This window comes from Undibacterium umbellatum (assembly GCF_014284125.1).
GTDB classification, from domain to species: Bacteria; Pseudomonadota; Gammaproteobacteria; order Burkholderiales; family Burkholderiaceae_D; genus Undibacterium; species Undibacterium umbellatum.
Genome location: NZ_JACOFX010000002.1, coordinates 251,303 through 275,366, shown reverse-complemented (window position 1 = coordinate 275,366; position 24,064 = coordinate 251,303). Strand labels below are relative to the sequence as shown.

Annotated in this window: 19 protein-coding genes; 9 read left to right on the top strand and 10 right to left on the bottom strand. The window is 49.3% G+C overall.

What is annotated here, in order from left to right; genetic code table 11:
* Positions 1 to 106 precede the first annotated feature (106 nt).
* A complete protein-coding gene (locus H8L47_RS05720; protein ID WP_186952258.1) occupies positions 107 to 583 on the top strand; it encodes a cache domain-containing protein in 477 nt (158 codons plus the stop codon).
* A 57-nt stretch (positions 584 to 640) separates the two neighbouring features.
* On the opposite strand, the gene H8L47_RS29665 is transcribed toward H8L47_RS05720, so the two are convergent.
* Positions 641 to 1,384, bottom strand: coding sequence for a DUF6882 domain-containing protein (locus tag H8L47_RS29665; RefSeq protein WP_230413606.1), 744 nt, complete (start codon positions 1,382 to 1,384; stop codon positions 641 to 643).
* 98 nt (positions 1,385 to 1,482) lie between these two features.
* On the bottom strand, positions 1,483 to 2,820 hold the full coding sequence (locus H8L47_RS05710) for a GH1 family beta-glucosidase (protein WP_186952257.1): 1,338 nt from the start codon (positions 2,818 to 2,820) through the stop codon (positions 1,483 to 1,485).
* Between the two features lie 890 nt (positions 2,821 to 3,710).
* Between H8L47_RS05710 and H8L47_RS05705 the strand changes: the two genes are divergently transcribed.
* From H8L47_RS05705 to H8L47_RS05695, 3 genes are all read left to right on the top strand, one after another.
* Positions 3,711 to 5,033, top strand: a complete 1,323-nt coding sequence (locus H8L47_RS05705) for an MFS transporter (protein ID WP_186952256.1) — start codon at positions 3,711 to 3,713, stop codon at positions 5,031 to 5,033.
* Between the two features lie 963 nt (positions 5,034 to 5,996).
* Complete coding sequence (locus H8L47_RS05700; RefSeq protein ID WP_186952255.1) at positions 5,997 to 7,382, top strand: pyridoxal-phosphate dependent enzyme; 1,386 nt, start codon at positions 5,997 to 5,999, stop codon at positions 7,380 to 7,382.
* Positions 7,379 to 8,572 carry a trans-sulfuration enzyme family protein gene (locus H8L47_RS05695; protein WP_186952254.1) on the top strand — a complete coding sequence of 398 codons (1,194 nt, stop codon included), beginning with the start codon at positions 7,379 to 7,381 and terminating at the stop codon, positions 8,570 to 8,572. The genes H8L47_RS05700 and H8L47_RS05695 overlap by 4 nt, the downstream gene beginning before the upstream one ends.
* 49 nt (positions 8,573 to 8,621) lie before the next feature.
* On the opposite strand, the gene H8L47_RS05690 is transcribed toward H8L47_RS05695, so the two are convergent.
* From H8L47_RS05690 to H8L47_RS05680, 3 genes are all read right to left on the bottom strand, one after another.
* Complete coding sequence (locus tag H8L47_RS05690; RefSeq protein WP_186952253.1) at positions 8,622 to 9,713, bottom strand: tryptophan 7-halogenase; 1,092 nt, start codon at positions 9,711 to 9,713, stop codon at positions 8,622 to 8,624.
* A gap of 2 nt (positions 9,714 to 9,715) precedes the next feature.
* Positions 9,716 to 12,667 (bottom strand): LodA/GoxA family CTQ-dependent oxidase, encoded by a 2,952-nt coding sequence (locus H8L47_RS05685; RefSeq protein WP_186952252.1) that lies wholly within the window; start codon positions 12,665 to 12,667, stop codon positions 9,716 to 9,718.
* A 261-nt stretch (positions 12,668 to 12,928) separates the two neighbouring features.
* Positions 12,929 to 13,681 (bottom strand): NUDIX hydrolase, encoded by a 753-nt coding sequence (locus H8L47_RS05680; protein ID WP_186952251.1) that lies wholly within the window; start codon positions 13,679 to 13,681, stop codon positions 12,929 to 12,931.
* Between the two features lie 208 nt (positions 13,682 to 13,889).
* Here H8L47_RS05680 and H8L47_RS05675 point away from each other — a divergent pair, with 208 nt between their 5' ends.
* The 3 genes from H8L47_RS05675 to H8L47_RS05665 all read left to right on the top strand — a co-directional run bounded on the left by H8L47_RS05675 (position 13,890) and on the right by H8L47_RS05665 (position 16,504).
* Positions 13,890 to 14,567, top strand: coding sequence for a DarT1-associated NADAR antitoxin family protein (locus H8L47_RS05675; RefSeq protein WP_186952250.1), 678 nt, complete (start codon positions 13,890 to 13,892; stop codon positions 14,565 to 14,567).
* A gap of 73 nt (positions 14,568 to 14,640) precedes the next feature.
* Positions 14,641 to 15,198: a 2OG-Fe(II) oxygenase gene (locus tag H8L47_RS05670; protein WP_186952249.1), complete on the top strand. Its 558-nt coding sequence runs from the start codon at positions 14,641 to 14,643 to the stop codon at positions 15,196 to 15,198.
* A gap of 100 nt (positions 15,199 to 15,298) precedes the next feature.
* Entirely contained in the window at positions 15,299 to 16,504 is a 1,206-nt protein-coding gene (locus H8L47_RS05665; RefSeq protein ID WP_186952248.1) for a hypothetical protein, read from the top strand.
* Positions 16,505 to 16,533: 29 nt separating this feature from the next.
* Here H8L47_RS05665 and H8L47_RS05660 read toward each other — a convergent pair whose 3' ends face one another.
* The 4 genes from H8L47_RS05660 to H8L47_RS05645 all read right to left on the bottom strand — a co-directional run bounded on the left by H8L47_RS05660 (position 16,534) and on the right by H8L47_RS05645 (position 20,772).
* A complete protein-coding gene (locus tag H8L47_RS05660; RefSeq protein ID WP_186952247.1) occupies positions 16,534 to 17,634 on the bottom strand; it encodes a hypothetical protein in 1,101 nt (366 codons plus the stop codon).
* A 202-nt stretch (positions 17,635 to 17,836) separates the two neighbouring features.
* Complete coding sequence (locus H8L47_RS05655; RefSeq protein ID WP_186952246.1) at positions 17,837 to 18,976, bottom strand: hypothetical protein; 1,140 nt, start codon at positions 18,974 to 18,976, stop codon at positions 17,837 to 17,839.
* Between the two features lie 118 nt (positions 18,977 to 19,094).
* A complete protein-coding gene (locus H8L47_RS05650) occupies positions 19,095 to 19,925 on the bottom strand; it encodes a sugar phosphate isomerase/epimerase family protein (RefSeq protein ID WP_230413605.1) in 831 nt (276 codons plus the stop codon).
* Positions 19,926 to 19,932: 7 nt separating this feature from the next.
* Positions 19,933 to 20,772 (bottom strand): phytanoyl-CoA dioxygenase family protein, encoded by an 840-nt coding sequence (locus H8L47_RS05645; protein ID WP_186952245.1) that lies wholly within the window; start codon positions 20,770 to 20,772, stop codon positions 19,933 to 19,935.
* Between the two features lie 152 nt (positions 20,773 to 20,924).
* Between H8L47_RS05645 and H8L47_RS05640 the strand changes: the two genes are divergently transcribed.
* Together H8L47_RS05640 and H8L47_RS05635 are read left to right on the top strand one after the other, a co-directional pair.
* On the top strand, positions 20,925 to 21,854 hold the full coding sequence (locus H8L47_RS05640) for a LysR family transcriptional regulator (RefSeq protein WP_230413604.1): 930 nt from the start codon (positions 20,925 to 20,927) through the stop codon (positions 21,852 to 21,854).
* A 30-nt stretch (positions 21,855 to 21,884) separates the two neighbouring features.
* On the top strand, positions 21,885 to 22,511 hold the full coding sequence (locus tag H8L47_RS05635; RefSeq protein WP_186952243.1) for a zinc metalloprotease: 627 nt from the start codon (positions 21,885 to 21,887) through the stop codon (positions 22,509 to 22,511).
* A gap of 44 nt (positions 22,512 to 22,555) precedes the next feature.
* Here the strand turns inward: H8L47_RS05635 and H8L47_RS05630 are convergent, their stop codons facing one another.
* Positions 22,556 to 23,992, bottom strand: a complete 1,437-nt coding sequence (locus tag H8L47_RS05630; protein WP_186952242.1) for an aminotransferase-like domain-containing protein — start codon at positions 23,990 to 23,992, stop codon at positions 22,556 to 22,558.
* Between the last annotated feature and the right edge of the window lie 72 nt (positions 23,993 to 24,064).

The following is a 24,064-nucleotide window of genomic DNA, read 5'->3' as shown; positions in this document are numbered from 1 at the left end:
TGCAAATTACAAACATTGCATTATGTAAATTCAACATTAGAATGAATTCTGGTCAAGCACCAAAAGACTTCCCTTGCCATGTACTTTTTAATAACAGGAGATCGAGATGCGAAGAATATTTATCAAATCCATGCTTGCAGTTGCCGGAGTTTCCATGTTGGCCCTGAGTCAAGTCTCTTTCGCCGCAGACAAAGGCAGCGCCGATGAAGCGATTGCATTGGTGAAAAGAGCCGCCGCCTACTTGAAAGAAAATGGCAAGGACAAAGCCTATGCAGAATTTAATAATCCCACCGGCCAATTTGTCGTCAAAGATTTATACGTGTTTGTCTACAACACCAATGGCGACGGCATTAACCGCGCCCATGGTGCGAATACCAAGATGATAGGTAAAAATTTACTTGAATTAAAAGACGCCGATGGCATACCCATTGTGAAAAGTTTCCTGGATGTTGCCAACAGCAAGGCCGGGAACGGCTGGGTAGACTATAAATGGCCTAACCCTGGCACCAAGATGATGGAACCCAAATCGACCTATATTGAACGTGTAGGCGATGTCTTGATAGGTTGTGGCATCTACAAATAGAATGCAATTCGCTGAGGCGCAGCCAGCAATGCGCCTCAGCGAAAAGCAAGCCAGTTCCTAAGCTCTTGAAATTTCGCGTATCAGTAAAAAGCCGGCACCACCCTCGCGTGGGCTGCGATAAACACCTTTGGCCTGTAGCACATGAGCAGCAACTGCAGCCATATCCCAGGCATCACCTTCTTCTGCCTCCCATTTCGATGTAGTCAGCCAGGGATAGTCGTGCGACTCCCCATAATCACGTACCGCAGCTACACGTACTCGCATACCTTCCAGTAAATGAAAATTGGCCCAGCTCCAAAGCCAGGTATTTGTCTTCGATGAATAGGAACCGATGAAATCTATCTTGGCAATCACAGCTGGTACGCCATCATTGGAAAATACCAGCTCACCCGTTTCCTGGTCCCAGTCATAGCGTTGATGAGAACCCAGGGAGAATTCCTGATTCAGCAACCCTGACTTATCTTGCAATTCCTTAAAGCAGGCATCAACAAAATTATCCCAGGCATCGTAGTCGGCACCTGTTAAGCGTGCAAGGCTGGCTGAACGCAACTCTTCATAACAGACATGGCAGAGCAAGTTGATAGGCACCAGGTCTTCATTGTGCTCATTCCATTCCCCCTCGGCCTGATAATGTGCGTTGCAAGCCTCACACCAGGCATCGGGCCAGTGATTCTCAGCATCTGGATAATCCGAATGCCATTTCTGTACAGGATCTGAGATCAAATGCTCACATACATAAGTTGTATATACCTTGCCATGCTGCGCACAAGTCAGCTCGTCAAACTCTTCATCCATGCTCATTCAGCCATTTCTGTTCAAAGGCTAAAAGTTAGCAGGATTATGCAATTTTGGCTATGCTCTCTTTACAGGCCCAGACTTTGGTATGACGGCTTTGATAGTCACTCTCTGAGTAACTGCGCCCTGACAAAATCCCTGTACCAGTGAGCGCTGTCTTTCAAGGTACGTTGTTGCGTCGCATAATCCAGATAAACCAGGCCAAAGCGTTTGGCATAGCCTGAGTTCCATTCAAAATTATCCAGCAGGCTCCAGTAAAAATAGCCTTGCACATCGACGCCCCCGGCTATTGCATCATGCATCGCTTGCAAGTGCAGTTGCAAATACTGGATACGATGCTCATCATGGACTTTGCCATCTTCCAGAATGTCGGCAACAGCCATCCCATTTTCAGTAATGTAAATTGGTGGTAATGAGGGATATTCGGCGTGCAGCTTCAATAACAAATCAGTCATGCCTGCAGGATAAATTTCCCATCCCATATCGCTAAAACCCAACAAAGCTTCTGGCTGCCTGGGTGGATTATCGGTACTGACGAAAGCACGGAAATAGTAATTCACACCGAGAAAATCCAGAGGCTGGCGAATCACATCCATATCTTCTGCATGCACATGAAATTTGCTCAGATCCATGCGGTCCAGCGCTTTTTGCGGATAAGTGCCTATAAATAGTGGGTCCATGAACCATTGCACTGAACGCGCATATTCCCACTCGGCCTGGGCTATATCTGCCTGCGACTCAGTCGCTGGCATGGCGGGCCATTGATTCAGAACTATGCCCAGTTTAGCCGGGCAATTGATCGCTCGCATGGCTTGCAGGGCCATACCGTGCGAGAGCAGAAGATGATGCGACACCTGTATCGCCAGAGCAGTGTCAGCCACACCCGGCGCAAACTGGGCATTACCATAACCAAGATTGGCGGTGCACCATGGTTCATTATGGGTGGCGATACTGGCCAGGCGATAACCAAAGCGACGCGCTACTTCTGCTGCATATTCGGCAAAGCGCAAACAGGTCTCGCGATTCAACCAGCCACCCAGATCCTGCAAGCCCTGAGGCAAATCCCAGTGGTATAAAGTCAGATGGGCAGCTATGCCGTGCTCCTCTAGTTTATCCAGCAAACTGGAATAAAACTCAAAGCCTTGCTCATTCCAGTCACCATAACCCAGAGGCTGCACACGTGACCAGGATACTGAAAAACGGTATGCCTTCAGTCCCAGACCAGCAATAATGCCCACGTCCTCTGCATAGCGATGGTAATGATCGCAAGCAACGTCACCAGTGCTGCCATCAATGATGGTGCCAGGGGTATGGGTAAAGGTATCCCAGATCGATGGCCCGCGGCCATCGACATCTGCCGCCCCTTCTATCTGATAAGCACTGGTGGCAACGCCCCAGGTAAAGGCAGGTGGAAACACGGGCATCGCTGATGGATTTGTCATGGTCTAGTGTGGATAGGTTCGCTGTAAACATTCATGTTTCTTATATATCGCGACGCTTCATTGTCAAAGGCTGGCTATCACTCCTTTTACGACATCCAGTACAACGCTCAGCTGAGCATATTCAATGAAATACGCGTGCACAATGAAATCGTTTTCAATCTTGGGCGAAAATTCGCTACCAGGTCATTTGTCAGTCGCCAAATCCAAATTTGGGCCTGATCACTGGAAAAATCACATCAAGCGTTTTTTTACCCTATTTTTGAAAACGTTTTCACATCCCGGAATTTATCACCGCACATTTAAGCTGTCAACGTCTTCGACTTTCAATTTACTTCTTTTTGCAATGGGAGATTCTGGACTTTCGTGAAAAATCAAAGCTTCTCACAAATGTTATTTTCAATATTGCTTCACAGTTCATTCTGAAATGAGTTTCATTCAATTGCATCATCTAGTTCAAGCCAGGCCCTGACTTTGCCTCGTTTTCAACATGATTTCGACTCAACATCTAAAGCTTTACTCCTGGAGAATTCTCCCAGCAAGCACGGCTGTTTTCCCGGCTTCAAATGCTCTAGCATTGCGTAAATCCTCCACATGCCCATAAATTTTTTTGTTAATGAAGTGTTCCGCTTTTTTATTTTCATGCTATTCTGCGCTTGAAAAGGTTTTCATAACAATGAGTACTGATTCGAATTAAAACTCAAATAAACCAATTAACGAGACAGCCTGCGCAGCTCTTTTGCGAGAAAAACTTGGTCAGCATATCTACAAAGATGAGCTGGAATAAGCAGACCTGCAAATAAGCGTCATAAGCTATGCAACGCAACAATTGGGGCGATGCAATAATGAAGACATGCAGGCGTGCCGCCCACTTGAAAAGAAGCGTGCAGCCCATGATTACCGAAACAGAAATCGCCAACCCATCAGCAAACCCGGCCAGGAAATCCCCTCTGTTCTGGGTGCCGACGACTTACTTTACGATGGCATTGGCTTATATGATGCTGACCAACGTCAGCGCCATCATGTTCAAGAACATGGGCATGGATAACGGCAAGGCCGCTGAATATGCGAGTTACCTTATCCTCGCTTACACCATCAAACCCTTGTTCGCTTCTTTTGTGGAAATGTACAAGACCAAGAAATTCTTTGTCATTTGCACGCAGTTGATCATTGCCGTCGGTTTTGTCGGTGTCGCCCTGGTCATGTCCTTGCCGAACTACATGCTGATACTGATGAGTCTGTTCTGCGTTATTTCATTCCTTGGTGCAACGATGGATATCGCTGCTGATGGCGTGTATGTCACCTCGCTCGATAGCAAGACACAGTCGCTGTATTGTGGCATCCAGAGTCTTAGCTGGAATATAGGTCCCATTGTTGCGGCTGGTGGCCTGGTCTATTTGAGTGGCAAATTGCATACCGACGTCTTTCATCATGACCCCAAGGTGTTCGGTGCCGACTGGATGGATGCCTGGCGCGTGATTTTCCTGATCGTGGCAGGTATCATCGCCCTCATGACGGCCTGGCATTTACGCACCATGCCTGATGGCGCGAAAGCGGAAAACACTCCTGCGAATGTGAATGATGCCTTATTCATCTTGCGCGATTCTTTTACTACTTTCTTCCAGAAACCTGATGTCTGGCTGATGATCGCTTTTGCCTTTCTGTTCCGTCTCAGCATAGGTTTCCTTGAAAAAATCGGCCCCTTCTTCATGGTCGATCCCATCAGCAAAGGTGGCCTGGGTCTATCCAATGAAATGCTGGGTCTGACCTATGGTACATACGGCCTGATCGCAGTCCTGCTTGGTTCCTTGCTCGGTGGCTGGTTTGTCGCCAAGCGTGGTTTGCAGCCCACCTTGTTCATACTCTGCTGTGCAGTGAACATCCCGAATGCCAGCTTTTTGGTGATGAGCATCTTCCAGCCTGAAAGCCTGTGGCTGATCACCGCTGGTGTTGCTATCGAAAAATTCTTCTTTGGCTTCGGCTCAGTCGGCTTCATGATTTACCTGATGCAGCAACTCGCGCCCGGCAAATACACGACAACACACTACGCCTTTGGAACCGGTCTTATGGGTCTGTGCATGATGGTTACCGGCGTCATCAGTGGCCACCTGCAGCAATTGCTGGGGTATACAAATTATTTCATCTTCGTCATGCTGGCCACCATCCCCTCATTTGCGGTATGCTGGTTTGCCCCCTTTCATCAAAAAGAAGGATAAACAGAAAACTGACACGCAGCACACAATAAAATAAAGGCGGCTCGTCCCAACCGTTCACGCTTTAACGTAACAAGTCCCCCACTTTCAATGCCGCCTTGCGCGGCATTTATTTTTGCGGGCTTTGGATACTGCGAACAAATTCATTTTATATAGACTCTTCACCAGTATCAAAGAAATATAAATCAAGGTCGCGCTGGTGTTGCGGTTGATCCTGGTGTTGCGGTTGCTTTTGAAGTTCGCAGTTCCCATGTGTCGATGCCTTTGCTGCATGACAGAAAATGGAAATAGAAAGTCCGATGTTTGAGCGTAGCGAGTTTTCGGACTTTCCCATTTTTTGTCATGCAGCAAAGGGAACCCCGCAGGGGCAGCGACGCCTGGGTCGCCTTTTTGGCACAACTTTTTGGCGAAGCAAAAAGGTGTGTAGCTGCCGGTCTACCACCGGCCTGCAATCGTAAATTACGAATGCGGATTTTAAAAATCTAATCCATAAACTCCCTCAAGCCTGAAATTTATAGACCTCTCGGTACACTAATAACGCCACTGGATTCCAGCCAAAAACACGCTGGAATGACGTTATATAGATTGCCGTTATGCACTGATCAATCCACCCACCAAAGCCAGACACCCTCCAACTTCATATCAGAGCGATTTGACGAATAACATAAAACTACAGTAAATCCTCAGTGCCTCAATAAAGAATCTACGCCAAATACAAATACTCAAGGCTTTGATATAAGCAAACCGCATATACCCCAGCAATTTGCCAAACTATAGCTATACTCCCCCCATACTTGCCACTTTGACCTCAAAATAGCATTACCCAAATGCAAGTAAATTATTTTCCAACTATTCTTAGTCGGAAAAATTCCTTAGTCTCAGGAGATGAAATCGCTAGCATAGCTGCCTCATAAACAAATGCTAAACCTGTCGCAACATATTGTATGCACCCAGGAGCACACTAAGATGACAAAACAAACTGATCCCGCAGTACTTGCGCTGATTGGCAATACGCCTATGGTCAAGGTTACCCGCTTTGACACAGGGCTATGTGAATTATTCCTCAAACTGGAATCACAAAACCCAGGCGGCTCCATCAAGGACCGCATAGGCAGGTCAATGATAGAAACAGCAGAACGCGAAGGCCGCCTGCAAGCTAGCGGCACCGTAATCGAGGCAACGGCTGGGAATACTGGTTTGGGCCTGGCACTGGTGGCGCGCGCCAAGGGTTATCGCGTGGTGCTGGTCGTACCAGACAAGATGTCCACAGAAAAAATCCTGCATCTGAAAGCCATGGGTGCAGAAGTCCACATCACCCGCTCTGATGTAGGCAAGGGTCACCCCGAGTATTACCAGGACTATGCGGCTCGCCTGGCCAGCGAAATTCCCGGTTCCTTCTTTGCTGACCAGTTCAATAATCCAGCCAACCCACTCGCGCATGAAACCACGACAGGTCCGGAAATCTGGGCGCAGACTGACCACAAAGTCGATGCCATCGTCGTTGGCGTCGGTTCTGCCGGCACGCTGACGGGCCTGACACGTTATTTCAACAAGGTGCGACCTGAGTTGGAATTTGTGCTGGCCGACCCAAAAGGCTCGATACTGGCAGAGTACATAGAGACAGGCTATGTTAATGAAGTCAGCGGCTCCTGGGCGGTCGAAGGTATAGGTGAAGACTTCATCCCAGGCATCGCCGACTTCACTTCGGTCAAGCATGCCTACACCATCGATGATGCTGAAAGCTTTGGTACCGCACGTGAACTGCTGCGTGCAGAAGGCATTCTGGCCGGTTCTTCAACCGGGACCCTGCTCGCTGCCGCCCTGCGCTACTGCCGAGCCCAGACCACGCCCAAGCGCGTCGTCACCTTTGTCTGCGATACTGGCACACGCTATCTGTCCAAAGTGTATAACGACAACTGGATGACGGACCAGGGTTTGCTCAAGCGTAAAAACTACAATGATCTGCGGGACATCATCAGCCGCCGCTTTGATGAAGGCGGCGTCATCAGCGTGAATGCCAGTGACACCCTGATGGTAGCGTTCAACCGTATGCGCAGTGCTGATATCTCGCAACTGCCGGTCATACGCGATGGCGCGATTATCGGTATCATTGATGAATCAGACCTCCTGTTGAAAGTATCTGCCGATGCCAGCCTCTTCCGCAGTGCCGTAGAAGACACCATGACCAGCCAGATAGAAACCCTGGCACCGGATGCCAGCCTCACTGCATTACGCGCAACACTGGACAGCGGCCTGGTCGCCATCATTGCAGCCAACAAACCGGAAAAGCAGTTTTATGGCCTGATTACCCGCTTTGATCTCCTCAACCATATGCGCAGGACACTTTCATGAGCTATCCCGAATACAAGAAGCCTACCCATCCGCAAGCCTTTGGCACGCGTGTCATCCACGCCGGGCAGTTCCCCGACCCGACCACGGGTGCCATCATGCCACCCATCTATGCAACATCTACCTTCGTGCAGGAGAGCCCAGGCGTACACAAGGGCCTGGACTATGGCCGCTCACACAATCCCACCCGCTGGGCGCTGGAACGTGTAGTAGCTGACCTGGAAGGCGGCGCGCAGGCATTTGCCTTTGCTTCTGGCTTGGCAGCGATTGCCACTGTGCTGGAAATCGTTGATAGCGGTGCCCACATCATCGCCGGTGATGATATGTATGGCGGTAGCTATCGCCTGTTTGAACGCGTGCGCAAACGCAGTGCTGGCTTGCAATTCACCTACGTGGACATGACCAAGCCAGAAGAAGTGCTGGCCGCGATACGCCCAGACACCAAGATGCTGTGGGTAGAAACACCCACTAACCCCATGCTGAAACTGGCAGACCTGCGCGCCATCGCCAAGATCTGCCGCGAGCACAACATCATCGCCGTAGCTGACAATACTTTTGCCAGCCCCAAGGTACAACGTCCACTGGAACTGGGTTTTGATATTGTCGTGCATTCGATGACCAAATACCTGAATGGGCACTCCGATATCATCGGTGGTATTGCCATCGTTGGCGGCGAAGCCCATCAGGCTGATTGGCGTGAGCGTCTGGGCTTCTTGCAAAATTCCGTTGGTGCAATAGCCAGCCCCTTCGATAGCTTCCTCGCCTTGCGTGGTATCAAGACACTCAATATCCGTGTCGAACGTCATAACTCGAATGGCCTGGATCTGGCACGCTGGCTGGAACAGCAGCCCAAGGTCAGGAAAGTGTATTATCCAGGTCTGGAAAGCCACCCGCAACATGAACTGGCCAAGCAACAGATGGATGGCTTTGGTGGGATTATTTCGATAGAACTTGATACCGACCTGGCAGGCGCACGCCGCTTCCTGGAACGTTGCGAAGTATTCGCCCTGGCCGAAAGCCTGGGCGGTGTCGAGAGCCTGATAGAACATCCGGCCATCATGACGCATGCAACGATCCCGGCAGAACAAAGAGCCAAGCTGGGTATCACTGATTCATTCATACGCCTGTCGGTAGGCATAGAAGATGTGGAAGATTTGAGGCAGGATTTGCAGTCTGCGCTGAATGCGGTTTGATGTAGTGTTGAACTAAAGCCTCTGGTCTGGCAAACCAGAGGCAGTAAATTCAAGAAGCAACCCGCCGTTGCCAAAACGATTGATCTGCCCAGCGTTGCTCCTGCTGGTACCAAATATTCAAATGATGCAGATATGCCGCTTTTATCGAAGCTAGCTCAGCCACATAAGCAGCTTGCGCGTCTGCGTCATAATGAGACGCCGCTTCCGCCGCTGCCAGGCCTGTGTACAAGGCATTGAAAATACCTTGTGAAGACAGAGGGTCAAAGCTTAGCGCAGCATCACCAACTGCCAGCCAGTTGGGCCCAGCAAACTGCTCCAGCGCTGCAGTGTGGGCAGCACAATATCCATGCTGCTGTCCTGGTACAAAACCATGTTCATCAAGACAGGCAGACAATTGCGTATTCCGCTTCAATCGCTGCAATAGCCCTTGCTGATGATTGCAGGCATTCGCTTCTGGCAAATCGGCATCGGTATAAAACGCCACAATGCGGCCCTGCCCTGGCAGGGATGAGCTATACCACCAGCCTCCAGCTTCGGCACTGATGTGGCTGGAGCCTGCGCTAGGATCAGTATCCTTGCCCACCAGCCAGCTGCACACCAGTTTATCCGTCGCTTTACGGGCAATGCCTAGTTGCCGCGTCAACAGTGATTTTCTGCCGCTGGCATCGATCAGCATTTTGGTTTCTACCTGCACCATCTTGCCCTGTACGGAGATTACTACATCCCAATATTCTGGATTGCTTTTTGCAGGTGCAAAAGACAGCAGTTTGCTTTGCCTCAGCAAAGCCGCACCACGTTCTTGCGCGACATCCTGCAGCCAGCAATCAAAACGGTGACGATCCAGATACCAGCCATGACCATCGAGATTGCGCATGGCATCTTGCTCGGTCGCCATATCACTGCCCCAGTGACTGATATTCAGATGTGCAGGCTGATGGCCTTGCTGCAAAAACGCTTCGTATAAGCCCATGTCAGCCAGCAGCTTTCCGGTTGCGGCTGGCAGGGATTCACCTATGCGCATGGCTGCTGGCGGCGATGCTTCCAGCATGACCACTTTTTGAAACGGTGCCAGGTTCAAGGCAAAGGCAGAGCCCGCAGGCCCTGCCCCTAGTACCAATGCATCTACATGCAGCGTTTCCATGTTTAACGATGCAGACCCCGTGGGAAGCGACGTACTTTTTCTATCGTCATGATATCGACAGATTCAGCATTCACTACCTCTGCCGCACCTACCCTGGCATATTCATCATGTTGCGCATGTTTGGCATTGGGCGCTGGCATATCGGCGATAGGAATATGCTGATCTTCCACTTCAAGTTCAGCAGGAAAGTGTTGATGATCACTCGGACCGGGATGCACCTCCACCACACCAAGATGATCAAAATGATGGATCATATTATTGATCTGGTCGGTATAGCTGGTGCTGCCCAATGGATTGATCCACGAGGCACGGTTGGCAAATGCGGCCAGCCTTTCACCTAGCGGCTTTTTCTCATCCATGACGACGTCATAGTTTTGCTTGGTCAGGACCTGGTTAGGCACGCGGGCTGGCCAGAAGCTGGGTACATAAGGGTCGTAAGACTTATCGTAACCCGAGCGGCAGCTTGCCGTATCTGTCTGCCATGGCACTGCCATCCAGCGGGTAATGCCGCCAGCCTGCTGGCCGTACAAGGGGCCGTTTGGTATGGTGACGCCATCGCTGGTCAGTATCTCACCCAGGCCAGGTGCAATCCAGCCATCGAGCGCATGGGCAAAGCGGAAAGGTGCCATATACATGGTGCTGGCACGTACTGGCCAGGTCATTTCGCAACCGGGATGGAAGGCATCAGCCAGGCAAAAATCCAGCGCTGCCTGTGTCAGAGTATCGCCCTGCTGCTCTAATGGCACTTCATCTATGCTTGTCGCATGTTTGCGCTCTGGGTCAAAGTCTTCAACAAAATTACCTTCTGCCCACTCCATCAGCATCGCCAGCTGGGTTGCCGTCAGCGAGGCATTTTGCCTTGGCGTTTGCGTAGCGGGTATCGCCATGGCATCGCCATACAACCATGGCCAGGGCTTGGGTGACCAGGCATCAACTTCATAGTTGCGGAACTGGTTGGCGATGGTACGGCGCAATTCTACATAGGCTGTGTTGTTGCTGGCCAGGCGCGACAGCGCATCAGCACTGGTCAGATCGATAGCGCCCTTCCAGCCAAAGCCTGCCGAGAAACCGGCATTCACCCACTGCAAACCATTCAGACGTTCAAACAGGGGCAGGATGTCGAAGGTGAAGCTGGGGCGTTTTGGCTTAGGCAAAGTACCAGCGGTGATGGCAACGTCGCGCATCAAGTCCCACATGGTTCGCACTGATTTTCTCTGCGGCGCATAATTGGGTGGTGCAACGACGACCCAAGCTGGCTCCACCATCAGCTCCAGCCCTTCATAGACGACCTTGGCATTGATGGGGCCATCAGAAGTGTCGTCATGCCAGCCTTCATTATTGGCGAAGGTGATGGCGCGGCTGTTGTCATAGGAGGCGGAAACGCCATGACCACCCAGCACAATCAGACGACCTTGCTTATCAGTAAATGCCTCCCCCAGATACACAGGCTCGCCCATGAACTTGCCATCATCAAAGCGCTGAGGCTTGGCTTTTTTGCCGCTGACTTTTCTTTGCTTGGGCGTGATTGACAGCATATCCCTGTCGGTGACGACAGCATTACGCAAGGTGCTTGGAGGTGCCGATGCTGCTTCAGGAATATCCAGCGCCAGTTGAAAACCATACCAGGCTGACTTGGTATTGGCCAATTGTACCTGCCACTCTACCTTGGCATTATCGGCATTGAGCTCCTTGACGATCTCTCCCTTGGCATTCACGCCATATACGCGGAACCTGGCACCCTGGCGCTTGAGTTTTTTGTGGGCGTCGCGATAATAGCCTGGGTCCTCTGGTTTTGGGTAAGGCACTTCAGGCCCCAAAAACCATTCCTTCTCACTGCTGCCTACACGCGCAACGCCTATGGAGGGGTAAATTACAGCCTTGACGATGCAGGTATCTTTGACTACGGGTTCTGCTTTTGCCTGCGCTGCTGCGTGAAAGGGGCAGCCCGCAGTTGGGGTGCGTGGCTCACGCGGGTCTTGCAAACTCTGACCATTGGCTTCATGTCTGGCATCTGCACCTGCTGCATACACGACTTTGCGCGCCTCAGCGATAGAACCTACCGGTGCTTGCACAGGCGGCACGCGCCAGATATTGAAGGCCAGGCCCTGTCCATATTCAGACTGACCACGCACGCTGATATCTTGCTGCGGCAAGATCAACGTTGCGACATGGATGAAAGGGCTTTCAGATTCCGGCCATTCCACCGTTGCTTCATCCAGCGGCATGGTCTTGGGATTGGTACGCAGTTGTACCATGAAACGGAATTGATACTCACGCTTGGCCAGGCGATTGCACATATCGACTGCCAGATAATCGCGTTCATCATTTGGCACATTCTCTGGCGGTGTCACTGGCTCCAGGCGGTATTTGACATAGTCATTTTTCCCTGCATGGAAAGGCAGGATGGCCCAGTAAGTCGTGGTCAGGGTGCTGCCCTCGACTTTTTCCATCTGGTCCAGTATTTTTTTTGTCTTGGGATGTTTTTTCAGGTAACCGGGATAATCCTGTGCAACCACACCGGCATAAGTAAACTCCACCATCTCCTTGGCATTATCGACAAAGAAAATAGGAAAGTTTTGCATGATGAAATCAGCCGTATCGCCATCATCACCAAGCGCCTTGGGGCCAGGCACGCCAAACAGTTTGATGCCTATGCCCAGAGTTGAATACAGGTCCGGCGAAGTCGGCGTAGTGTCGCTTGAAAACCTGACCCAGGCATCCAAACTGTCATGGGCAAAAACACCGACTTTGAGTTTGGCGGGTATTTTCTTTTCCATGACCAGCCTGGCGCTGGCCACTCCATGTAATTTGCGGAACACCGCACGCTCTGCCGGTCGCTGGCCCAGCTTGATGCGATTTTCTTGCGCTATTCCGACGAACATCTCGGTCAGGCGCTCAGGTGCCTGATTGGCCTGGTCAAAGCATGGTGGAATGGGGTCTTGATCTTTACTCATACACTGTCTCCCTTTTTAAACTGAATGCGCACTTGTTAGCTTTAGCTTTGACGGGTGCGTATTATTGATGCGGACATTCGCCGGACGCGTACGACAAGGCGTGCCCAGCAAACATGAAAATCAGGAATGCAGGATGATTATTTGATAATATTAAATATTCGTCAAGTTTATATGCGAGCAGATGTGCACTTTTGACAAAACTTGACGATGTTGGTTTGGGGCATTAACTCAAAACGCCCCAAACCAAAGATGGAGGAAAAGCTATTTGGCCCCGACTTCACCCGTCATGAGGCGATTGAAATAAACCGTACCCTGCCCCTTGCGCAAGCCATACAACTGCGCAGGGCGATTACTACCCAGGCGCCACTTGCCTGGCAACTCTTCCAGAAAGTCGCCTTCCCTGATGCGCTTGCGAAATGCACTCTTATCGACCAGACGCCCCAGCAACACCTGATACACACGCTGCAGTTCAGACAACGTGAATTCTTCAGGCAGCAGATGAGCTGGCAGAGATGTGTATTCCACCTTGTTGCGCAGGCGCTGGACTGCAACATCGAGTATCTGCGCATGATCAAAGGCCAGCTTGGGCAAGCCCTCGTCCGATTCAACCGGGCACCAGCGCACCGCATCGGCATTGCCACCATGGCTGAGCGTGATGCGGTCAGAAGAAATCAGGGCAAAATATGCAAAGGTAGTAGACCAGCCACGCGGATCACGGTTACGGCTGCCAAAACCCTGCAATTGCTCAAGATAAGGCGCTTCCACTCCAGTTTTTTCCTTGAGCTTGCGCAGGGCCGCGCCATCAAGATCGACATCATTGTGGATATCAATAAAGCCACCAGGCAAACTCCATTGCCCCTTGCAAGGATGATCACCCCGCTTGACCACCAATACTTGCAAGGCCTGGTCCCTGATCGTGAAGATCACCAGATCTACACTGGTCAAAGGAACATCGTAGTCATGAATGTTGTAGTTCCGCAGAAAATCCTTTTCGCTTTGCTTAGCAGTCGCCATGCTTGTCCCCTGAGTGTTCAATGCTCCCATTGTAAGCGATAGCTGGATTTAGTACAAATTAACAACTAACTTAGTAAAAATAGACAACAAAGTTAGTTGCATTTAACAATTAAGTATTCTATAGTGGATATAAATGGAGCACAGTTCATCAATACCTCCGAAAAACCGTAGGCTTGGCTTAATCATTGACACTAAAAAGGAATAGCAGATGGCATCCAGGCCTGTTTTTTCACCAAACCTGAATGGAAAACTGTTGGTTACCACATGCAAAATTGATTTTCAATGGTTTCCAGGAATGGCGAAAGTTCAATCGCAAAAGTCCATTGCATCACTACATGAGGCAGCAAAAAAGGAATTGAAGTTGAGTAAAATTCTCGACATTTCCAGCAAATCACCGGACGAACTCGGCGTAAAGCTTAGTGCATTTAATCTGATGATGAAGACAGAAAAGTATGGCCAGGAATTCAGTCTTGAATGTGCTTTTCAATCCAGTAAAGTCTTTGAACATGGCGGTCCTTTTGTAGATTTACTCAATGCAAAATCCATTGATGCAAAACGAGACGAGAGATTAAATGAACATGGACGTCTGGTTAAATTTCGATTTTTTAATAGCGAGTGGGAATTGGAACCAAAAACAGCATTTTATGACTGGCTTTACATCAATGCTCTTCATAAAAAACCTGAACTGGCTGAACAAGTGCTAACTTATCAAGCGTTCTCAGACATTGCATTCAATCCTGAGCGTTCAATTAAATGTCAGGCTTATGCGGCGGCGCTTTATGTATCCCTATCAGCAAGAGGATTGCTTAAAGATGAAATAATTCAAGATCAAAAAAATTATCTTTCAGCCCTCAGAGCAGTAGACGTCGGCAATGACCGCACTTGAACTATTTGTCTTACCAGAACAGGAAACGAAGAAATGCCAGGATTGATACTGGCTCAACAAAGCGAGTAAAAAAATGGAACTTAATAACTACGGTGCAGGCGTATTCGGCATCAAAAATTTTATCACTGAAGACGAATGCGAACGCATGATTTTTACCAGTGAACAAATGGGCTATGAAGAAGCCATGATACAAACTGGCACAGGCATGCGCATGTATAAGGATGTGCGCAATAATGACCGCGTCATCTTTGATGACAAACCTCTGGCTGCGGCTATCTTTGAAAGAGCAAAACTATTCCTGCCCGCGGAATTGAAGGAATGGACTTTGCTGGGTTTGAATGAACGCTTTCGTTTCTACCGCTATGAGCCTGGTCAATACTTCAAATGGCATAAGGATGGAAACTTTGCACGCACTGAAGATGAGGTCAGTTTTTTGACCCTGCTGATTTATCTTAATGGCGACTACACTGGTGGCAGTACTTCATTTCGCTGGGAAACCATACAGCCTGAAAAAGGCATGGCGCTGGTTTTTCCGCATATGATGTTGCACCAGGGTGCTCCTGTAGAGAGTGGTGTGAAATATGTCTTGCGTACAGATGTGATGTACAAGAATATAGCGAACTCCCAGTAAGTGAAATGATGCATCACTTTGCATCAAGTAGAGATTACGGGGCATCTTCTATTTTTTTCGTAAGGGCTTGCAAGGCATGCTTAGTCAATTCAGTCTCAAGTTGTTAGTTGCATTAGCTTGCTTAGTCCATATCTGCGCCCATGCTGGCAGCACCGAAGCACCAAGCGCACATACGACAAGGCTGAAGCAACTCAAAGAAGCAGAGACGGGACTACTGGAAGCACAGTCCAGAACTTATCCTGATGATAAAGCCAAACGTGCGGTGCTCAATTCCAAATATGGAGCTTTAGCATTAGTGCGTTCCATGGTTGCCGATGGCGACGGTGCAGTTACGGCGTTCAATCGCATGCCCGACGAAGATGTTCCGGCAACAAAGAGCGAATTTGACAGCATCAATCATGCAATAGCTGAAGACGCTATTGCTGCTATCGTCCGTGAAGCAAAGAAAACACAGGTAGTCGTTTTAAACGAAGCGCATCATGTGCCCATGCATAGAGCATTTGCAATGAAACTGGCACGGGAATTGAAGAAAGCAGGTTATACCTACCTGGCCTGTGAGGCCTTCAGTATGTATGACGACTTCCCTTTGCAAAAACAATACGTCGGCGAAAAGGCGGGTATTTTAACTAAAGAATCCACGTATGCCAATTTCTTGCGCGATACCATGCAGGATCAATGGAAGTTTGTCAGCTATGAACCAGTCGATGGGCCGCGTGAATCAGGAATGGCAAAAAACCTGGTGCAAAAAATATTCAGGCAAGACCCAAAGGCAAAAGTCTTTATCTATGTAGGCTATAGCCATGCCTATGAATTTCCCATAGCTGAGACAGATGATGATAAATCCAAAATGGCAGCGCAGTTAAAAAGACTGACGGGCATCAATCCATTGACGGTAGACCAAACGGCCATGTATGAACATGTTGATACAAAACGGGAAAGCAATTTGTATAAAGCTGCCCTTGCCAAAATGAAGCAGGAAAAACCGTTTGTGCTCAAGTCTGACAGCCAACATTATTTAAAACTGGGCATCAATAATAAGCTGGTCGATATGCAAGTCATCTACCCGGCCTATTCCAACAGCCCTGCAACTGGCAGAGCCAGCTGGCTGACTACACTGGCGGGATTTACAGCCAGGGATATTCCAAAAGAATTACTACCTGCTACAGGACGACGCCTGATCTATGCTTATCACAAACAAGAGCCGGCAGATGGCGTGCCAGCAGATGTAGTGATCGTGGAGGCAGGCAAAGCTGTACCTAAATTAATGCTACCACCAGGCGAGTTCCGCTTTGCTTTTGAAGATTGAACAAGCAGAAATCAGTCTGGCAACCCGCATTAATGTTTTTGCCGATAATCGCGAATCGCCTGCGTGTGTTCTCTCAGATCAAACTGATACAAGCCAAACAGTCCCTTGCGCACCTTGATGCTCAGGACTTCATCAGCAGTCTTGCTGCACCAGTAATCCCTGGTCATGTGGGTGTATTCAACAACAGGAAGACTGGTATCTTCGGGTAACAAATTCTCGCAACCTGCATCGCGATGATATCTTGCTTCCAGCAATGGTCCACCTGCGAGTTGGTTGATACGAATACCAGCGACATAACTGGCAATACCAAATGCAATCCCGCCCATCACGGCCAGAACCCCGATGATACCTGATGGTATGAAGTCACGACTACGCGCCTTTAACAAGCAATAAACCAGAATTAACGTCACTGACGAGCCTGAAATGATATGCGGCAAACAATATTCAAGATTAAAAAAAGCATAACCCTCATGCTGAAGCATCGCGTCCAGGAAACCGTATACGACCAATCCAGCCATTCCTAGCAACACCTTCTTGGTTGCAGGGTGCTTCATCAAATCAAAGTCACTTGCCTCAAGCCGACTATTCTTTGGAAATTTTTCAAAAATCCCAAGTTCACGAAAAACCTTCATGACATCGGACTCTGCATCACCGCCAGTCAAATTCCCATTCGTGTTTTGTAACTGCCAATCTTGAACTCTGATACTAAAGGGACGTGCAGCGTAATTTGGACGTAACTGAATGATCTTAAAGCTTGCCATATAGGTGGCGTCTTTCAGTTCACTCCAAAGGAGCTCTCTTTCAAGAAAACTCAGAGTTGCCAGGCCACTATCTGGTGGAAGCTTTAGGCGCACCCCGGAGTCATCAATATATAGCCTGGCAGAACGGTTAAACTTATGGATGGCAAAATTTGACACTATCATAACTACGAAGACAATGAAATGAAGCCAGGGAAATGACTGCGCAGATACGAGCTTTTTAAAATCTGCTAACTTGAGTAAATCCCAATACACCATCCAAAAAATCACTGCCAGTATGCTTAAGAAAAGCGTGGAGAGCAGTAAATACTCAATTGAGGAGTATCGGTGCTTCTTCCAGGCAAATACACGAGTTTCAGGTACATTTAGCATAATATCTATCTACTGAAATCCACATTCAAATTAGCAATGAACGCATGATGCCAGAGATAGATACTTTCCTCAAATTTAATTCATTTTTGATAACGTGAACGCAGCAACTGCATCATCGCCACATTCAATTCCCAGGCATCTGATACGACCTGATTTGTGTAAGGCAGGCTTTGCGTGTATGGTGAAGGTACGAAATTTAGAGTTAGTGTGATTTGCTACTGGCGGGAGGCACGTTAGTGGCAGTGGGGTTTTTCTTATAGGTGCGAATTGCCTGGGTCTGTTCGCTAAGATCAAATTGATAGTGACCAAACAGACCTTTGCGAACTTTAACGGTCTGGAATTCATCAACCTCCCTGCTGCACCAATAATCCTTGGTCTTATGGGTATATTCGACAACAGGCAAACTCTTTTCTACGGGAATTAAATTTTCACACCTGTCATCTCTATGATATTCAGCAGAGATTAAAGGACCGCCAGCAAACTGGTTAATTCGGATACCTGCAACATAGCTAGTGACAAGAAACGAAAAACTGGCAAGCACTACCAAAAACGCAGTAATCCCCTTGGGTGGCGGCAGTCGCTTATTAGCCGCTGAAGCCGCCCAGGCCAGCACGATCGTGGCAAGAGCAGCAAAAATAACATGGGGAAGTAAATAGTCGATATTAAAAAATGCCCAGCCTTCTTGCTGCATGATGGAATCGAAAAAACAATAGACAAGGAGAGCACAAATTCCCAACAATATGCTTCTCGTTACCGGATGCTTCATTAAGTCGAACTGCCCTGGATCTTTAGATGCATCCTCGAAAATATCCAACTCGCGGAAAACGCCGAGCAAATCTATCTCCGCAGGCTTTATTGCATATTGCGAGGGTTCAACGCTGGACAATTTCCAGTCTTTAAGCCTTATCGTCCAAAGAATTGAATTTGTTGTCGAAAAAAATACTACGCCTCGATAACTGAGCACATAGCGCGCACTTTTTACGTCAGCCCACGCCAACCTCTTTTGAAGGAACTTCCATTTTGCAAATACAGAATATGATGGCCACTCCAGAAACACCCCTGTGTCATCAATAACAAGCTTCGATGAACGGTGAACCCACTGGATTCCCCCTTGAACAATAACAAACAGCCCGAGAGGTACGATCATGGGAAGAGTTTTTTGCCAGACCTTGCCTGATTCCAGAATTTTTTTCCAGTCTGCAGGTTGAAACCATTCCCAATAGCCCGCCCAGATGAAAACTGGCAACAACAGTGACACTGGAACAAGCAGTATCCACTTTTCCCGCTTTGACAAGGAGCTCATGCTGCGGACAAAAGTATATTTTTGTTGTTGCTCTAACATGCACTAGCCCTAAATTAATGTGGGCATAGTATAAATAAAAATTTGCAAACCTTACAACAAAAACAATCGAAGACAATCAAACCTCTCCTGTCTGCGCGTCAGAGCAGGAGCAGGGCTTTCATTTCTCTGCATAGCGTTCACGCAGCAATTTCATCATCGCCACATTCAATTCCCAGGCATCTGATACGACCTGATTTGTGTAAGGCAGGCTTTGCGTATAAGGTGATGGTCCAAACTCTGGTGTCAATGTGATCTGCTGTTTGCCTGACGCACGCTGCTGGCTGATGATGGCATCCCACCAGGACAGATGTTGTTTCAAGGCCGCTGCATGTTCAGGTGCGCGGAAATCATTGACTTGCGGCCCCTGACTATGGCCGACGCGGGCATGGATGTGGCGTACATGAGGGAATACTTTTTCCAGCATATGCGCCTGGTCTTCAAGCAGGGATTCACAGGCGCAGCACCAGTGTGAGAGGTCTGCATTCAAGGCCAGTTGCGAGCGCTGCTCAAGATAAGGCAAGAGCAACATGGGATGCCCACTGAAGCGACTGCGGTGGATTTCATGAACGATGGCGACACCGGTGTCAGCGGATATCTCGTTAGCCAGATCCAGCAATTCATTATTTTGCGCCTGGCTGTAAAAATCTTTGCCAGTATGGGTATTCACGAACAGGGGTTTTGCCGCGCAAGCATTGCGTAGCAAGTCACCCAGAGCTTGCTTGTGCGCGGCAAAATCACTGTGAAAAACAGTTTCCCATTGCTGGGCGATAAGCTTAAGCCCTGCATAGTCAATTGCGCTAGTCCAGGCATCGCGTTCAGCCACATCCATGGGCAGTGACATTTCTATGCCATCAAACCCGGCTTCCAGCACCTTGCCAATGAAAATTTCACGGCTCAGGTGAGCACTGCCCCAGTGCGGGGCGAAGATCAATAATTCTGATTTCATCATGGGCTACTCAAACAAAACCAAGCACCGGGAAACTGGCATCGCGCTGTATCCAGTTTTGTGGCGAATAATTGGTCGTTCCATCCGTCACATGCAAGGTGTAGGCATGGCGAGAGACTGCCGAGCGATTCGGTGCACTGTAATGTGGCAGCAAGCCATGGAAGCACACCAGGCTGCCTGCCTTGACTTCCAGCGGCACGGCTGTACTGTCATCAGGCCAGGGCATGCTGTCGAGTTTTTCTACTCTTACATGATCGCCTTCACGCACGAAGCGTTCACGCATGGGTGTGCGATGCCCACCTGGTTCTGCCCACAGGCAACCATTTTCCAGGGTCGCATCTTCCAGCGCAAACCAGAAGGTGGTGACGCTGACGGGATCAGTTTCAAAATAAGTCGCATCCTGGTGCCAGCGCACTTCGCCGCCTATGCCAGGTTGCTTGAAGATGTACATGGATTGATAAATCTGCGGCTTCTGCAAGCCCAGTTGTTCCGCCACTTTTGCCAGCGCAGCACCGCGCGAGAATGTACTGAAAACTGGATCAAGATCATGGATGGCATGGCCTATTTTGTTGATGGACAAAGACTTGGCCTGACGCAGATTGCCTTGCTCATCAAAGGCTTCTTCTTCAAAAAAACAGCTGATGTTATTGGCAGAGTTCAAAAAGTAATGATCAACCTTCTTTTCTTGTTCTTTGGTCGTGAAGATGGTTTTAGAGGAAGCTGGATCAAATTCATCGACGATCTTGGCCGCACGCTCGCGCAAGGCGGCGATTTCATCTGCGCTTTTGAAATTTGGGACGATGACATAACCGTCTTGCTGAAACTGTGCAATTTGTTCTGTGCTGAGCATGATGACTCCTGGATGTAAATACGGGGAAGCGAAAAGCAATCACTTGTAGTGAGGTTTTAGCTTGATATGCATCAAGTGTAGCGAACTCTATTTGTAGCGCACAATACCAACAATGGTTGACAGATTGTATCCAAAATGAAGACAATGCTTGAATGGACCAGTTAAAAGCAATGGAAATTTTTGTCGAAGTAGCAAGGCAACGCAGCTTTAGCGCTGCCGGACGGCATCTGGGTATCAGCCGCGCCATGGTTAGCAAGCACATCATGCAACTGGAAGCTGAACTGGGCGCGCGCCTGTTGCACAGATCTACCCGCGAAGTCAGCCTGACCGAACTTGGCCAGGCTTATCTGGAGCCTTGCAGCGCCAGTGTGGAACATGCGCGGCAGGCACGGCTGGTGGTCAGTCAGGCGGGCAATGAGCTGGCCGGTGGCATACGCATACAGGCACCCAGCAGTTTTGGCAGCGAATGGCTGGCCGATGCCCTGGCACGCTTTACCCTGCTCCACCCCATGCTTCAGCCTACCCTGCATGTGGATGACAATCTGCTAGACCCGTTCAAGCATGGCTTTGACCTCAGCATACGGGTAGGTGGCATACCTGACAGCCCCGGCTTGCATGCACGCAGACTGGCCCCTTGCCGCGGCCTGCTCTGCGCCAGCCCGGCTTATCTGGCAAAGCATGACATGCCAGCACACCCGACAGAATTGAACCGGCACCGCTGCCTGCATTTCAGCCATCTTACCCAGGGTAATACCTGGCATTTTGAACGGGACGGTGAAACCCTGGCGGTCGATATCACACCCGGCTTTGCCTCAAACAATGGCAAGGTCTTGCACCAGGCTGCCCTGCGTGGTTTGGGTATAGTGTATGACACGACTTTTCTGGCATGGCGTGATTTACTCGAAGGTCGGCTGGTAACGGTGTTGTCCGATTGGAACTTGCCTTTGAATGACTTTACCGCGCTTTACCCGGCTACCCGCAAGGTCAGCGCCAAGGTGAGGGCGCTGATTGATTTTCTGGTGGAAGAGTATCAGCCTGTGCCGGAATGGGATGTCGCGCTAAGCTCAGCCGGGTTGTTGTAGAATTCTGACTCAATTAAAATGGGCCGGAAAATGGAATCTGGATTTTGGAAATTTGCACATTGGAAGAGCATTCCAATCTACGCGCACTGGACCATTTTGCTCTGGTTCCCATGGTATTTACTGCAAGGTTCCAGTCTTATCTGGGTTGTTCCGACTTTTTTCTGTTTTGCCACTATTTTGTTGCTGCATGAACTTGGACATGCAATTGCGGCAAGATATACAAAAACCAGAGTGCATGCGATTCGCTTATTTGTTATGCATGGCGAGTGCCAGCATGACACACCTTATTACGAGACTGAAGATATATTGATTGCCTGGGGCGGTGTCATTGGACAACTATGCCTGCTTGTTTTTGCCCTTGCTACTCAGTATCTGCTCAAATTATATTCACCTGTTCTGACATACCTCCTCTCGCCGATATTTGATGTATTGATACGTACAAACTTGCTTATCCTTGTCATCAATTTAATTCCTGTGAAACCGTTGGATGGGTACATTGCCTGGCGCATTATTCCCATTGTTTTAAAAAAATTCCGTCTCCAGAAACTGCAATTCATGTCCCTTATAAATCGCCGTTCCCGATCAAAAAACAAAACGGCAGATGCAGAGAAAGCAAACAAGATAGCCCAGGATTTGTTTGACCGGCTCAAAAAATAAATCTTAATACATCATCAATATCCCCGGATCGGACAAGCAAATTCTTATGTTTCCGAGATGAGCTCTCCAAGCACTTGAATCCCCTTCTCTATGTCCCTCCCCCAGGGTCGCCCTATATTCATGCGCAGATAATTTGCGTATTTTCCGGAGCCAGAAAACAGGCTGCCGGGCGTAAAGGCAATGCCTTGCGCTACTGCCCGACGCAGCAAAGCCAGGCTATCCACATGTTCAGGCAATTCCAGCCATAGCCACCAGCCGCCAGCAGGGCTGATGACTTGCGTACCCAGTGGGAAATATCGTGTTATGGCAGCAGTCGCCAGCGGGATATTCGCCGCCAGGCGTTCGCGCAATTTACGCAAATGAGAAGGCAAGGCACCCGAATGAATAAACTCGGCCAATACTGCCTGTTCAAACAAGGGCGTGATCAAGGAGGCGCTAAGCTTTAAAGAATTGATCCTGGCCTGATAACGCCCTCCTGCGATCCAGCCTATGCGAAATGCCGGGGCCAGACTTTTGCTGCAAGAGCCGCAATAAATCACCCTGCCCTGTTTATCCCAGGCCTTGATGGCTTGTGGTCTCTCCTGCTGATGCGAAAGGTCGCCAAAAACATCGTCTTCTATCAAGGCCAGGTCATATTGTTCAGCCAGACGCAGCAGGCGCTTCTTGTTTTTCTCCGGCATGGCGCAACCCAGGGGATTCTGGAAATTGGGCATGGCGACGACGGCGCGTACTGTGCCCTGATGTTCGAGTGCATATTCCAGTGCTTCCAGGCTGATGCCTTGCCCTGGCACGCAGGGTATTTCTATGGCCTTGATGCCCAGGTTCTCCAGCATTTGCAGCAAGCCAAAATACACGGGAGACTCAACAATGACAGCATCACCGGGCTGCGCAACCGCACGCAGGGCTACACTCAAGGCTTCTGTGCTGCCATTGGTGATGAGCAAATCGTTGGCCTGTAAATCCATGCCCGCGTTTTTCAGCCAGTGTATAAGGCTGGTTTTCAAGGCTGGCAAACCAGTACCGCCGGGATAGACGCCAATTAACATGGGGTCTTGCCGCAGCAGGCGCTGGGCGATTTTTGCCAGGGCTTCACAGGGATACCATTCTGGCGCTGCGCTGGCCAGATGCAAACCCAACTGCAAGGGTTGCGCCGTCAGTGAATACAGTTCAGTCATCCTGTGCTGCAGGGACATGAGCTTGTCGTACTCAACTGCCGGTGCTGCCTGACTGCTTTTTTTCTGTGTAACTGTGCTTGTCGCTTGCCTGGCTTTCCAGTCTGCGACATACATGCCAGACTTGTTGCGCGCTTCTACCAGTCCCTGGCTTTCCAGATAACGAAAACAGCGTATCGCAGTTGAAACACTGACATTATGCGTCTCTGCAATCAGGCGCACCGATGGTAGCCGCTCCCCTACCTGATAGCGGCTGGCCCGGATATCTGCACCGATGGCGTCGGCCAGTTGCCTGTAACTGTGCTGCATAACAGATACCTTGAATGTGAATCTGTATAGCATAAGACAGATCAACACTGTAAGTAAATGCCAGCCTGCACT